The sequence below is a fragment of the Streptomyces sp. NPDC038135 genome (assembly GCF_055601245.1).
In genome coordinates, this window is the sequence record NZ_JBVJXS010000005.1 from 491,181 (window position 1) to 505,653 (window position 14,473).

A 14,473-nucleotide genomic window follows, 5' to 3' on the forward strand; every position below is an offset into this window, starting at 1 on the left:
GCCGGGTCCTGTGCGGCCGCCGGTCGGACGTCCGGCGGCCCACCCTGTCAGTGGTCGAGGTCATCCGCGTATCCGGGGACGGGGTGCTCGGCGCAGATCCGGCCAACCTCGGACCGGATCTTGGCGGCCATCGCCGGGTGCACGGCGCCGGCGGTGCGCAGTTCCTCGACCACGTCCGCGATCAGGTCCGCGCACAGGGCGGCCGTCTCGGGCGGGACGGCCCGCGCCGCCAGCGTGTTGGTGCCGATCCTGATCCCGCCGGTCACTCGCGGTGGCGTGTCGTCGCCGGGCACCCGGTTCCGGTTGACCAGGATTCCGCAGGCCTCCAGAGCCTCCTCGACCGCGGCGCCGGTGACGCCGTCGGGCCGCAGGTCGGCGAGGACCATGTGGGTGTCGGTGCCGCCCGTGACCACCCGCAGGGCGCGGCGCCCGAGCTGGTCGCCGATCGCGGCGGCGTTCTCCAGCACCAGCTCCATCAGGGTGCGGAACCCGGGCTGGGCCGCCGCGTGCAGGGCCCGCGCCTTGGCCGCCACGTTGCCGAGGTCGGGCGTGCCCTGCACGAGCGGGAACACCGCGCCGTCGACCAGCTTCCGCAGCGGCGCCCGGCCGTCCGGCCCGGGCGTGTCCGCGTCCCGGCCGAGCAGGATCATGCCGCCCCGGGGGCCATAGAGCTGCTTGTAGGTGCTGGTGGTGGTCAGATGCGCGTGGTCGATCGGACTCGGGTGCAGCCCGGTGGCCACCAGACCGGAGATGTGCGAGATGTCGGCCATCAGGTAGGCGCCGACCGTGTCGGCGATCTCCCGGAACCGGGCGAAGTCGATCGTCCTCGGGTAGGCGCTGGCGCCGGCGATGACGACCTTCGGCCGGTGCTCCTCGGCCAGCGCGGCGATCCGCTCGTAGTCCAGCAGGTCGTCGGCGCCCGTGCGGTAGCAGACCGAGCGGAAGTAGCGTCCGGTGACCGAGGCGGCCGAGCCGTGCGAGAGGTGCCCGCCGCAGTCCAGGTCGAGTCCGAGGATGGTGTCGCCCGGCTCCAGCAGCCCCATGAGGACCGCGAGGTTGGCCGAGGACCCCGAGTGCGGCTGGACGTTCGCGGCCCGGGCCCGGAAGAGCGCGCAGGCCCGGCTGACGGCGAGGCGCTCGATCTCGTCGGCGATCTCGGCGCCCGCGTGGTAGCGGCGGCCCGGGTACCCCTCCGTGGTCAGGTTGGCCAGCGACGAGCCCGCGCAGGCCAGCACCGAGGGCGGCGCCACGCTGGAGGAGGCGACCAGCACCAGGGTGTCCTGCTGCCGGATGTGCTCGCGGGCGAGCAGGCCCGCCAACGCCGGGTCGTCCTCCGCGAGCGTGCCCGACGGCGACACCACGGCCGGCGTTCGCTCCGGCTCCGCCACGGCGGCCGGCGCCTCACCGGACTCCGCCGCGGCGGCCGGCGTTTCGTCCGGCTCCGTCACGGGGGCCGGTGCCTCGTCCAACTCCGCGACAGCGGCCGGTGATTCTTCCGGCTCCGTCACGGAGGCCGGTGCCTCGTCCAACTCCGCGACGGCGGCCGGTGGTTCCTCCGGCTCCGGTGTCCCGGTCGGCGCTTCGTCCGGCTCCTCCAGGGTGTGCAGCAGCTGTGCCACCCGCAGCGCCTGCGGTCCGGCGGCCGGATCGGCGGCGATCACCGACGCGAGGTCGGAGATCACCGGATTGCCGAACACGGTACGGACCGGCACGGGGGCGCCGAGCAGCTCCTGCAGCCGGGCGGCCAGCCGGGTGCCGCTCAGCGAGTCGCCGCCCAGCCGGAAGAAGTTGCCCGTCGCCGGAACCTCGGCGAGTCCCAGGATCTCCCCCACGCAGGCCGCGACGAGCTCGGCCAGCAGCCCGGCATCGGTCGGCGGCTCGGGCTCGGCCGGCTGTTCCGGGGCGGCCGCGAGATCCGCGAGCGCCAGGCGGTCGACCTTTCCGTTGGCGGTGAGCGGCAGTTCGGGGAGAAGCCTGATGCCGGCGGGCACCATGGCGGCGGGCAGTTCCTCGGACAGGTACGCCCGCAGCGCGTCCGCGCTGGGGTTCGCGCCGGCGTCCGGCACCACGAAGGCCTGCAGCCGGACCACGGCGGCGCTGCTGCGCGGCGCCGTCACGACCGCGGTCCGCACCCCGTCGAAACGGTTCAGGACCGCCTCGATCTCGCCGAGCTCGATCCGCTGCCCGGCGACCTTGACCTGGAAGTCCTCCCGGCCGAGGATCTCGATGTCACCGTCCGGCAGGAGGCGGCCGAAGTCCCCGGTCAGATAGGCGCGCTCGCCGGTCTCCGGCAGTGTGACGAACTTGGCCCGGGTGCGCTCCGGGTCGCCGAGGTAGCCGATGGCCAGGCCCAGCGGGCTCGCCACGGCCATCTCCCCGCGGGCCCACGTCGGGCGCGGCCGCAGGTCCCGGTCCACGATGTAGTACCGCTGGTTGGCGATCGGCTTTCCGTAGGGGATGCTCGTCCATTCCGGATCCACCGCGCCGATCGGGTGGAACAGCGACCAGCAGATGGTCTCGGTGGGACCGCCCGATCCGACGACCCGCAGCCCGGACGCCTGGGCGCGCGCCCGGTCGGGCAGGTTCAGCGGTATCCAGTCACCGGACAGCACCGCCAGCCGGAGGGTGCCGAGCGTCCGGTCGGTCCGGGTCTCCGCCTCGCCGACCAGCAGTTCCATGAGCACCGGCACGGAGTTCCAGATCGTCACCCGCTCGTCGCGCACCAGATCGACCCAGACGTCCGGTTCGGCGCGCTGGAACGGCGGCGGGATGACGACCGCGCCCCCGCAGGCCAGCGGCCCGAAGACGTCGTAGACCGACGCGTCGAAGTGCAGCCCGGAGATCGCCAGGAGGCGGTCCGCGGAGGTGACCTCGAACCGCTGCCGCACGTCCCGCACCAGGTTCGCCACACCGCGGTGCGCGACCACGACGCCCTTCGGCTCCCCGGTGGATCCCGACGTGTAGATGACGTAGGCGGGGTCGTCCGGCCCCTGGGCGGCGGTGAGCGGCTCGCTGGACGCGGTCGCGAAGTCGGTGTCGGCGCACAGCACGGTCGTCCCTGCCCGCGGGGCGAGCGAGTCCGCCAGACGGGACTGGGTGAGGACGATACCCACCCGCGCCGAGTCGAGCAGCCGGGCGATCCGCGCCCGCGGCGCCGCCGCGTCGAGCGGCAGGTAGGCGCCGCCGGCGGCCAGGACGCCGTAGACGGCAGCGTACTGCTCCCAGCCCTTCTCCATCACCACGCCGACCAGGTCCCCGGGCCGGACGCCCTTCTCGCGCAGCGTATTGCCGATGCGGTGGGCGTGCTCGGCCAGTTCCGCGTAGGTCAGCCGCCGGTCGCGCGCCACGACGGCTTCCGCGTCGGGCGTCCGCCGCGCCTGGGCGAAGAACCCCTCCTGCAGCAGCACGGCGGGCACGGGCTCGGCGGTGTCGTTGACCTCGTTCCAGACCGCCCGGTCGCGCCTGCCGCGCATGTCGACGTGCGGGGCGTTCCAGACGCCGTGCCCCGGCTCGTCCGCGAGCAGCCGCCCGATCAGGCCGCAGAACGCCTCGAACGCGTCCTCGACGAGACCGGGTGCGAAGGCGCCGGACCGGTAGTCCCACACCAGCCGGAGCTCGCCGTCCTCCTCACGGATCTGGAAGTCCAGCGACACCTGCGGTGTCTGGGTGATCGAGTGCACCTCGGCGCCGAACTCGCTGATGGACCGGGCGAGCGGCAGCCCGAGCAGGCTGGTGACCACGACCGGCATGGACGCGGCGGCGAGGCCGCGGCGCCGGGCCAGTTCGCGCAGCACGTCCACGCCGTTCACGCTCGCGTGCCGGATGTCGTCGCGCAGCCGGCCGGCCAGGCCGGTGATCCGCTCGGCCACGGTCCGCCCCGCCGGACGGACCCCGAGCAGGACGGCGTTGGTGTAGTCGCCGATCACGTCCTCGATGCCGGGCACGTCGAAGCGCTGGAAGATCGGCACGTTGAGGGTGAACGCCGGGTCGGAGGTCCAGCCGCGGATCACCTCGGCGAACACGCCGACGAGCAGTTCGGTCTCGGTGAGCCGGTGGGCGAGGGCCCGCCGGCGCAGCACCGCGAACTCCTCCGCGGGGTAGCGGACCGTGCACCGCTCGAACCGGCCGGGTCCCTCTCCGGTGTACCGCGCCGCGGGCAGGTCGGGCGCGGGCGGCAGGCCGTCGATGCGCTCCTGCCAGTAACTCCAGTCGGCCTGCCACCGCTTGCTCCCGCGCACGTCCCGGTCCAGCCACAGGGCGAAGTCCCGGAACGCGAGCCGCTGGGGGGCGAGCGCCCGGTCGGGGTCCTCGTACAGCGCGATCAGGTCGGGGAAGAGATTGAGGAAGAGGCTGCTCGCGTCCATCAACTGCAGGTCGACGCCGAGCTGCACGCGCACCCGGTCGGACAGCAGCACCACCCGGAGGTCGAACATCGGCCAGGTCCCGGGATCGAGTCGGCGGTGGCCGCCTTCGGCACGGCTCTCCTCCAGCCGCCGGGCCGCCTCCGGGTCACCGCGCAGGTCGTCGACCGTGATCGGCACCGGGCCGGGCCGCTCGAGCACGAACTGGGTGCCGTCCGGTCGCACCACCGTGCGCAGTCCGGGGTGGTGCTCGACCAGCCGCTCCCAGGCACGGCGGTACCGGGGCAGGTCCAGTTCGGCCCGCTCCCACTCGAAGTATCCGTAGCATCCGACGTTGCCCAGCTCCACGGCGTCCGCCCGGCCGACCCACAGCGCCTGCTGGGTGGGCGTCAGCGGGAACGGTTCACCGGCGGCGTCCGGATCCGGTACCAGCGGCGGCAGTTCGGCCGGCTCGCCGGCGGCCGCGGCGTCGCCGCCCGGCGTGCGGATCGTGCTGTCCCCCGGGACAGTGGTCGTCATCGCGACTCCTCGAACGTGACGGCGGACAACAAGGTCCGACTGTAGGAATCGCAGTTACCCCAGGGTTACGTCACCGGCTGATAACCGGCGCGGCCGATGCTGCGCCCATGGAGCATACGAGCGCCGCGATTCCCGCCGCGGCCCGTCGGTCACGCTCGGTCCAGTGGATCGACGGCGACTGGCGCGCCACGAAGTCCGACCACGCCCTCCCGGTCGTCGATCCGGCGACCGGTCTCACCCTCGCGGAGGTGCCCGCCGGCGGCCGGGCCGATGTGGACGCCGCCGTCGCCGCCGCCGCCCGGGCGTTCCCCGCCTGGTCGAGGACACCGCTCGAGGAACGCCTGCGGTACCTCGACCGGCTCGCCGAACTGCTCGACGAGCACGCCGACACGGTGGCCGGCGTGCTGACGGCGGAGACCGGGATGCCGGTGACCCTGGCCCGGCACGCCCAGGTCTCCTTCGGCGTCGGGGCGCTGCGCTCCTGCGTCGAGTCCGCCCGCGAGCACGCCTGGGAGCAGCGGATCGGCAACTCCCTGGTCCGCTCCGAGGCGGCCGGGGCCACCGGGTGCATCACCCCGTGGAACGCGCCGGTGGCGTTGAACCTGCAGAAGATCCCGGCCGCGCTGGCGGCCGGCTGCACCGTGGTGCTGAAGCCCAGTGAGCTGGCCCCGCTGAGCAGTTACCTGCTGGCCGAGCTGATCGCGCGGACCGATCTGCCGCCCGGTGTCTTCAATCTGGTGTGCGGGACCGGTCCGCAGGCCGGCGAGGCGCTGGCCGCCCACCCGGACATCGCCGTCGTCTCGCTGACCGGCTCGATCCGCGCGGGACGCCGGGTGTCCGAGCTGGCCGCGCCCCGGGCCGCGCGGGTCAACCTGGAGCTGGGCGGCAAGAGCGCCTCGATCGTGCTGCCCGGCGCCGACCTCCGCGCCGCGGTGACCGCGACCGTGGAACAGGCGAACTTCAACACCGGCCAGGTCTGCTTCGCCTGGAGCCGTCTGCTGGTCCCGGCCCACCGGTACGACGAGGCCGTGGCGATCGCGGCGGAGACGGCCGGGGCCCTGCGTGTGGGCGACCCCTGGGACCCGGCCACCCAGATCGGGCCGCTGATCCACCACGACGCCGTCGAGCGGGTGCGCGGCATCCTGGACGACGCGATCGCCGGCGGCGCGACCCTGGTCAAGGGCGGCGAGGTGCCCGCCGGGGCCGGCGGCGGCAGCTATCTGACCCCGGCGGTGCTCGCCGACCTGCCGCCGCGGGCGCGGGCGGTGGTCGAGGAGGTCTTCGGCCCGGTCGTGGTGGTGCTGCCGTACCGGGACGAGGACGACGCGGTCCGGATCGCCGACGACACCGACTACGGACTGTCCGGTGCGGTGTGGTCCGAGGACGTCGAGCACGCCGTCGCGGTCGCCGCGCGGCTGCGCACCGGCCGGGTGGACGTCAACGGCGCCCCGTTCAACATGCGCGCGCCGTTCGGCGGTTACAAGAGCTCGGGCAACGGCCGCGAACTCGGCTCCTGGGGGCTCGCCTCCTTCTGCGAGACCAAGGCGATCCAGCTTCCCCCCGCCGGGGAGGGCGAGGCCGGTCTCAAGCTCAGCTCCACGGCGGGCTGAGCCCGCGGCCGGGCGACTGTCAGACCCCGGCCAGCAGCTCGGCCAGCTCCTTGGGCCGCGACAGCATCGGCCAGTGCCCGGTGGGCAGCCCGGTCATGGTCCAGCCCGGACCTGACAGCATCGCGAAGGCCGGGACGCCCGCCGCCACCATGGCCTGCACCTGCTCGACCGGGAAGGTGCAGGCGATCAGGGTGCGCGGGGTGTCCGGGATCTCGGCGGGCCTGCGCGCGGGCCCCAGCACCATGGCGGCGGGCTGCGCCGACGCGTGCCGGCGCATCAGCGCGAGGTCCCGCGCGGAGAGTTCGGCCAGGGCGACCGGGTCGCCCTGCTGGTCGTCCTCGTCGAACGGCCGGGCCGGCAGCAGCCACCCCTGCCCCTCCGTCTCGATCTGCCGCCGCTGCTCCGCCTGTACGTCGGGCGGGAGGAACTCGATCTGCGCCATGCCGTCCGGGAACGGGGCCGTGTCGACGTAGACGATCCGCCGCAGCCGCTCCGGCATCAGGTCGGCGGCCGCGGTGCCCGCGGTCGTCGCGCCGCTGTGCAGGACCAGCACCACGTCGTCCAGGTCACCGATCGCGTCGACGATGTCGGCGACATGGGTGCTGACGCCGACCTCGGGCGTCGCCTCGCCGGACCGCTCGCCCTGCCCGGTCAGCGACACGACCCTGACCTGGTGGCCCGCGTCCTCCAGCAGCCTGCCGACCTCCTCCCAGACCCACGGGCCGAAGAAGAACCCGGGAACCAGCACGTATGTCGACATCTACGATCTCCTCGCTTCGCCACGCTTTCCGACGGACCGAAGGTAGCCTTGAATCCGGTCGGAATCCGTCCGGATAGGCGGCGAGGGAAGAGAGAGCCGTGCCGAAGGAGCGACCCACGACGCGTGTCCTGGCCATGCTGGAGCTGCTGCAGGACCGGCCCGGCATCAGCGGCCGCGACCTGGCGCAGCGGCTCGGCGTGGACGAGCGGACGGTGCGCCGCTACGCCGCCCACCTCACCGATCTCGGCATCCCGGTCACCGCCGATCGCGGCCGCTACGGCGGCTACTGGCTGCCGCCGGCCTTCCGGCTCCCGCCGCTGACGCTCACCGACGGGGAGGCCGGCGCGGTCATCCTGGGACTGCTGGCCGGCTGTCCCGGCCGGCCCGAGGGCCCCACGCAGAGCGCCCTCGCCAAGATCAGCCGAGTGCTGCCCGCCGCTGTCGCGGACCGGGTCGCCGCCCTCCGCGACACGCTCGCCTACGGCACCCACCCCGAGCCCGTGTCCGCGCCCGACTCCCGGATCGCTCTGCGCCTCGCCGCCGCGGCACGCGATCGTCACCGGGTCAGCATCACCTACCGCTCGTGGCGCGGCGAGACCTCCGACCGCGACCTGGACCCGTACGGCCTGGTCTTCCACTCGGGTCGCTGGTACGTGACGGGTCTGGACTCGCGCAGCGCCGCGATCCGGGTGTTCCGCATCGACCGCATCCACGCCCTCCAGCCGGCCGCGGACCCGCAAGCCGCGGCGCCGCCGCCCGGGTTCGACCCGGCCGCGCAGGTCACCGCGTCCCTCGGCGAGGTCGCCGGCAGGCACCAGGTCCGGGTGCTCCTGCACACCACCCTGGAACAGGCCGCCCGCCGCATCCCACCGGCCGCGGCGACCCTCGTCCAGACCGCCGAGGGAATCCTGCTGGACACCCGCGCCGAGCGGCTGGACACCATGGCCGGCTATCTGGCGGGGCTCGGCTGCCCCTTCACCGTGCACCACCCGGCCGAGCTCCGCGACGCCCTGGCGCGGCTGTCCGACCAGCTCGCCTCCTACGCCACCCGCACCCGCGAGACCTGAGGCCGGGGGGTGCGGTGACGTCGTTCAGTCCTTGAACGCCGTGATCATGGCATGCTCCATGGGCAGTCCCCCGACGGCCCCGACCCGGTCGAAGCCGGCCTTGCGCAGCATCCGCTCGTAGTCGGCGACCGGGTACGCCATCCCCTCGCCCGTCGCGATCACGTTCAGGAACAGGGACAGCGACGTGGCGATGACTCCGCCCGCCTCGTCCGCCGCCGTGTTGCAGGAGTAGATCAGCACGCGGCCGCCGGGGCCGAGCGCGTCGTAGGCCTTGGCGAGCAGCGTCTCCACGCGCTGGGCGTCGAAGACGTCGAGCACGCTGCTGAACAGGATGGCGTCCATGCCGGACGGGAACGGGTCGGTGAACATGTCGCCCGGCGCGAAGCGCACACGGCCGACCAGGCCGGCCGGCAGTTTGCGCGCGGCGAGTTCCGTCACCGACGGCAGGTCGAACACCGTGACCGTCATCCCCGGGTGGTGCCCGGCGATGGCGGCCGCCTTGGCGCCGCTGCCCCCCCCGACGTCGAGCAGGTGGCCGGTGCCCTCGAGGCCGGCGGTCCGCAGCAGGCCGTGCATCTCCTGGTGGGCGAAGGCGGCGATCGACTGGTGCAGGATCGCCTCGGTCTCCGGGTCCGCGCCGAGCCGTTCGTAGACCGATCCGCCCTCCCCCTCGTGCACCTTCAGCCCGTCGTTGGTGCCCGACCGCAGCGCCTGGGTCGTGTGGGCCATTCCGGCGTAGTCGGTGCGGTGCCGGGAGAGGAAGATGTTGCGCCAGCTCTCCGGGCCGCGCGGCGCGAGCAGCCGCTCCGCGACCGGCGCGTTGCCGTACCGGCCGTCGGTCCGGGTCAGGAGGTCGATCGCGCACAGCGAGGCGAGCAGGATGCGCATCTTGTGCGGTGCGATGCCGGCCTGGTCCGCGAGTTCGTCGAGCGTGGCCCGCGGGTGCGCGGACAGGTACCCGAACACGTCCAGCTCCAGGCCGGCGACGACGGCGTTGAACAGGGTGTGGCCGTGCGCCACGAGCAGGAACCGCTGGTAGGCCTCGTCTTCGCGAGAGATCGCCATGGTGGTGTGACTCTCCTGGGTCGGTTCGGACTGTTCGAGTTCTGCGAGCAGCGTCGCCACCTCGTCGTCGCTCATCGCGTCGACCTGGCGTTCGAGTTCGCCGGTGGCGTCGTCGGCGTCGATCAGCGCGGCCAGCGCTTCGACGGTCGGAGCGGTGAGGAAGGCGCCGAGGCCGACGGTGGCGCCGCGGCCGGTGGCGACCCGGTGCAGCATGGTGACCGCGAGGAGGGAGTGTCCCCCGGCGCCGAAGAAGTCCTCGTGGACCCCGACCCGTTCGCGGTCCAGCAGTTCGGCCCAGAGCGCCGCCAGCCATTCCTGGGTCGGGGTGACCGGCCCGTCGTCGGCGCCCTCGGCGAGACCGGTGTCCGCCAGGTCCCGCTGCGCCAGTGCGCGCCGGTCCACCTTGCCGCTGGAGTTGTGGGGGAACTCCGGCACGGCGACGATCCGGGCGGGCACCATGTACGAGGGCAGCCAGGCCCGCACCGCGTCCTTCAGCTCGGACTCACTGGTCGTCACGCCGTCCGCGAGCCGGACGAACGCCACGATCCGCCGGTCGCCGCCGGCGAACTCCCTGCCGAGGACGACGGCCTCGCGCACCCGGTCGTCGCGCTCCAGCGCCACCGCTATCTCGTCCGGCTCGACCCGGTGGCCGCGGATCTTCAGCTGGTGGTCCTTGCGCCCGTGGCAGGTGAGCGATCCGTCGGCGTGCCGCCGGAAGAGGTCGCCGGTGCGGTACAGCCGCTCGCCGGTCACCGGATGCCGTACGAAACGCTCGGCGGTCAGCTCCGGCGCGTTGACGTAGCCGCGGGCGAGGCCGGCGCCCCCGATGCACAGCTCGCCCAGCACACCGGGCGGCACCGGACGGAGCTCGTCGTCGAGGACGTGCACGGTCGTCCCGGCGATCGGCGGGCCGATCAGCGGTACCGCGGCGCCGTCCCAGCGCTGGACCAGCGAGTAGACCGTCGTCTCCGCGGGACCGTACAAATTCCACACCTGCCCCGTGGCCGCGCGCAGTTCGTCGGCGAGTTCGGGGGGCAGCGCCTCTCCCCCGGACAGCGCGCAGCGCAGCCCCGACAGGTCGGCGCCGGCGTCGAGCAGCATCCGCCACGTGGACGGGGTGCCGTGCTGCACGGTCACGCCCCGCAGGAGAGCCGCCAGCCGCTGCGCGTCCCGGGCGTCCGCGCGCTGGCACACGGTCACCGTCGCGCCGACGGCCGGCGGCAGGAACAGCTCGATCACCGAGCCGTCGAACGGGAGGCTGGCGAGCGCGAGGGTCACGTCGTCCGCGCCCATCACGCCGAGGCCGGCCATCGCGGCGAGGAAGTTCCCGAGGCTGCCGTGCGTGACCGCGACGCCCTTGGGGCGTCCCGTCGAACCGGACGTGTACATGATGTAGGCGAGCCGGTCCGGGTCCTCGGGCGCCTCGTGCCGGGAGAACGTGCGGGACGGGAGCCCGCGCACGTCCAGCGACGAAGGCGCCGCACCGCTGAGGTCGGGCAGTTCGGCCCCCGCGGTCAGCATCAGCTGCGCGCCGCTGTCGGCCAGCAGAAAGGCGAGCCGCTCCGCCGGGTACTCCAGCTCCAACGGCAGGTACACGCCGCCGGCCTTCCAGACGCCGAGCACGGCCGGCAGCAGCTCGATCGACCGGCCCGTGCCGACGGCCACGACCGGTTCGGTGCCGGACACCCGCTCCCGGACCGCCGCTGCGACGGCGTCCGACGCCGCGTCGAGCTCCGCGAAGCTGAGCACGGCGCCGTCGCAGCGCACCGCGGGCGCGTGCGGCCGCAGGGCGACCTGGCGGGCGAACAGCTCGCCGAACGTGGCCGCGATCGCCGGCCGCGCCGGCACGGCGGCCGCCCGCAACGCCGTCAGCCGCGCGGCCTCGGGTTCCAGCGAGTACCGGCCGATCGGCAGGTCGGGCTCCGCCGCGATGCCGGCCAGCAGGGTGCCGTACTGCTCGAGCAGCCGCTCGGCCGTCGGCCCGTCGTAGAGATCGGTGTTGTGGTCGAGCCGTCCGCCCAGGGCGTCGCCCGACTGCTCCACGGTGAGTTCGAGGTCCAGCCGCGCGGTGTTGTTGGAGAACGCCACCGGGCGCAGGGCCAGTTCGGGGGTGACGGGTATCTCGGCGTCGCCGAGCGGCAGGCTGCCCATGCTGAACAGCACCTGGTAGAGCGGATTGCGGCTGGTGTCACGGGCGCCGCCGAGCCTTTGGACGAGCGATCCGAACGGCAGGTCCTGGTCCGTCATTCCGGCCAGGATGGCCTCCTGGACCCGGTCGACGAGCTCGCCGAACCGCGGTCCGCCGGTGGCGTCGATCCGTATCGGCAGCGTGTTGGCGAACGGGCCGATCAGCGCCTCCGTACCCGGCCGCACTCGCCCGGACACCACCGCTCCGAGGACCGCGTCGTCCAGCCCGCTGTACCGGGCGACGAGCACGTGCAGGGCCGCCAGCATGACCGGGAACAGCGTGCCACCGCGCCGCCTGGCCAGGGCCCGCAGGTCCGCGGCGACCGCCGGGGGCAGCTGGAACGGGATGCTGCGGCCGTTGAAGGTCTGCACCGCGGGGCGCTCGTGATCAGCCGGGACGAACGCCGGCGCGGCTCCGGCCAGCCGGGCCCGGCACGCCTCGATCCGGTCGTCGGCCTCTTCGAGGCGGCGCCACTGCCAGGCGGCGAAGTCCGCGAACCGCACGGTCAGCGGCGCCGGCGCGGGCTCCCGGCCGGCCGCCCGGGCCCGGTAGGCCGCGCTCAGTTCCTCCATGAGCACCCCGACCGACCAGCCGTCGGCGGCGATGTGGTGCACGATCCACAGCAGCAGGTGGTCCCGCGGCGCCAGCGCGATCAGCTCGCTGCGGACCACCGGGCCGTTCTCCAGGTCGAACCGCAGCCGGGCCCGTTCCCGGGCGTACGCGAGCGCCGCCCGCCGCCGGTCGTCCTCCGTCGCGCCCGGCACCGTCACGACCGACAGCTCGGGCGGCGGCCCGGGGACGGCCATCGCCCTGCCGTCCTCGAAGCGGAAGCGGCAGGACAGCACCTCGTGCCGGTCGGTGACGTCCTGGAGGGCCCGCCGCAGCGCGGGCACCGACAGCGGCCCGGTCAGCCGGAGCGCGAAGGGCACCACGTACGGAGCGCCGTCCCCCGGCCAGAGCCGGTCGAGGAACAGCTGATGGGCCTGGCCCGGCCCGGCGGGCCAGGGCGCGGGCTCGGGGTCCACGGCCGCGGGCTCGGGGCCCGGGGCCGTGCCGGCCGGACCCGCCGTCCGCGCACGGCCGAGGAACGCGGCACGCTCCTCGGCCGTCATCCCGGCGAGCTGGTGGAGGGCCTTTCGCATGGGTTGACTCCTCTCGTCGGGTACTGCGCACGGCGGGCGAGGAGCTAGGTCGTGTCCGCGAAGTCGCGTCGTTCGCCCGCAGGGCGGGCGTCGCGGCGTCCGGTGCGTGCTCTGGGGGTCCCCCCGGCCGAAGGCTGGGGGAGGGCCGGCCGGATGCCCTCGTACTGGGTGTACTCGGGCTTTCGGCCGGTGCGGCGAGAGTGCGTGCCGGACGCCGCGACGCAGACGCGACTTTGCGGACACGGCCTAGGCGGCGCTCGGCACCGTCGCGCCTCCCTCGGCCTCGGCGGCGGGCTTGATCGTGCGGTTGGTGATCACGTAGCAGATGACCGCGCCCACCACGAGCACCGCGCCGGCGATCACGAAGGAGAGGGACCGGCCCTCCTCGGCCGCCTTCGCGGCCGCCGTGCCCGAACCGGCGAGCGAACGGGCGTGGCTCAGCCCGATCGTGATGATCACCGACAGACCCAGCGACTGGCTGAGCTGCTGCAGTGACGTCAGCACACCCGAGCCGAGGCCCGCGTTCTCCGGGGAGACGCCGTCGAGCGCGGACAGCTGGAGCGCGGGGGCCGCGAGGCCGGATCCGAACGCGGCGAGCCCCATTCCGGGCAGCAGTCCGGTGAGGAAGTCGCCGTCACTGCCGAGCAGGCTGAACAGGAAGATCCCGACCCCGATGACGAGCAGCCCCACCGACAGCAGGACGCGCGACCCGGCCACCGACATCAGCTTCGTGGAGAGCACCAGGCCGGGGATGAACAGCACGGTGTACGGCAGCCAGGCCAGACCGCTCTTCAGCGGCGAGTAGTGCGCGGTCTGCTGCATGAAGAGCACCACGAGGAAGAACATCGCCGAGGTGGAGACCGCCATGAACGCCTGCCCCGCGTACCCGGTGAGCCGGGTGCGGCTGGTGAAGAACTGCAGCGGGATGAGCGGCGTCGCGCTGCGCAGCTGCAGCAGCGCGAACACGGCGAGGGCGAGGACGCCGCCGACCAGGGGGCCGAGCACCTTGAACCCGCTCCAGGGGTGGGCGATGCCGCTGAGCAGGCCGTGCACGACGGCGATCATGCCGCCGGTCAGCAGCACGCCGCTGAGCCAGCTCGGCCGGCCCCCGCTCGTCTCCTTGCTCTCCGGCACCAGCTTGAGGGTCATCACCAGCGAGATCACGCACGGCGGGACCCCGATGTAGAAGATCCAGTGCCAGCTCGCCAGGTCGGTGAGGACGCCGGACAGCAGCACGCCCGACGCGGCGCCGAGACCGGCCAGCCCGCCCCAGATGCCCAGCGCCTTCGTCCGTTCGCCCTCGTCGGCGAAGAGCAGCGCCACCATCGACAGGGCGGCGGGAGCCGCGAGGGCCTCACCGACGCCCTGCGCGAAGCGGCTCGTGATGAGCATGGCCGACGAGGTCGACAGGGCGGCCGTGAGCGACGACACGGCCAGCAGCGCCGCGCCCGCGACGAAGACGCGGCGGCGTCCGAAGAGGTCGCCGAGCCGGCCGCCGAGCAGCAGCAGACCGCCCGCGGCGATCAGATAGGCGTTGACCACCCAGGTCAGCTGGGACTGGCTGAGGTCGAGGTCGCGTTGGATCGAGGGCAGCGCGACGTTCACGTTCGTCGCGTCGAGGAAGACGATGAACTGGACGAGAGCCAGCCCGATCAGCGCCTTCCAGCGAAGCGGGTTCTGCGACAGTGCGGCCTCGGTGTGGCCAGCCATCTGCACTCCTGGTTCGTCGCGCGGTCATGTACATGGGACGCGCGGTACGGT

At 73.8% G+C, this 14,473-nt stretch carries 6 protein-coding genes; 2 read left to right on the forward strand and 4 right to left on the reverse strand.

Annotated features, from left to right (window positions below; genetic code table 11):
• Positions 1-47 precede the first annotated feature (47 nt).
• Positions 48-4,880 carry a serine hydroxymethyltransferase gene (locus ACZ7JA_RS16975; protein WP_470808904.1) on the reverse strand — a complete coding sequence of 1,611 codons (4,833 nt, stop codon included), beginning with the start codon at positions 4,878-4,880 and terminating at the stop codon, positions 48-50.
• Between the two features lie 107 nt (positions 4,881-4,987).
• Between ACZ7JA_RS16975 and ACZ7JA_RS16980 the strand changes: the two genes are divergently transcribed.
• Positions 4,988-6,490 (forward strand): aldehyde dehydrogenase family protein, encoded by a 1,503-nt coding sequence (locus tag ACZ7JA_RS16980; RefSeq protein WP_351672914.1) that lies wholly within the window; start codon positions 4,988-4,990, stop codon positions 6,488-6,490.
• A 19-nt stretch (positions 6,491-6,509) separates the two neighbouring features.
• On the opposite strand, the gene ACZ7JA_RS16985 is transcribed toward ACZ7JA_RS16980, so the two are convergent.
• The gene (locus tag ACZ7JA_RS16985; protein WP_351672912.1) at positions 6,510-7,250 is read right to left on the reverse strand and encodes an alpha/beta fold hydrolase; all 741 of its coding nucleotides are present in this window, start codon (positions 7,248-7,250) and stop codon (positions 6,510-6,512) included.
• A gap of 98 nt (positions 7,251-7,348) precedes the next feature.
• On the opposite strand from ACZ7JA_RS16985, the gene ACZ7JA_RS16990 reads away from it, so the two are divergent.
• Positions 7,349-8,317 carry a helix-turn-helix transcriptional regulator gene (locus ACZ7JA_RS16990; RefSeq protein ID WP_351672910.1) on the forward strand — a complete coding sequence of 323 codons (969 nt, stop codon included), beginning with the start codon at positions 7,349-7,351 and terminating at the stop codon, positions 8,315-8,317.
• A gap of 24 nt (positions 8,318-8,341) precedes the next feature.
• On the opposite strand, the gene ACZ7JA_RS16995 is transcribed toward ACZ7JA_RS16990, so the two are convergent.
• Positions 8,342-12,712, reverse strand: coding sequence for an amino acid adenylation domain-containing protein (locus ACZ7JA_RS16995; protein ID WP_470808908.1), 4,371 nt, complete (start codon positions 12,710-12,712; stop codon positions 8,342-8,344).
• 246 nt (positions 12,713-12,958) lie between these two features.
• Positions 12,959-14,422, reverse strand: coding sequence for an MFS transporter (locus tag ACZ7JA_RS17000; RefSeq protein ID WP_389447884.1), 1,464 nt, complete (start codon positions 14,420-14,422; stop codon positions 12,959-12,961).
• Positions 14,423-14,473 lie beyond the last annotated feature (51 nt).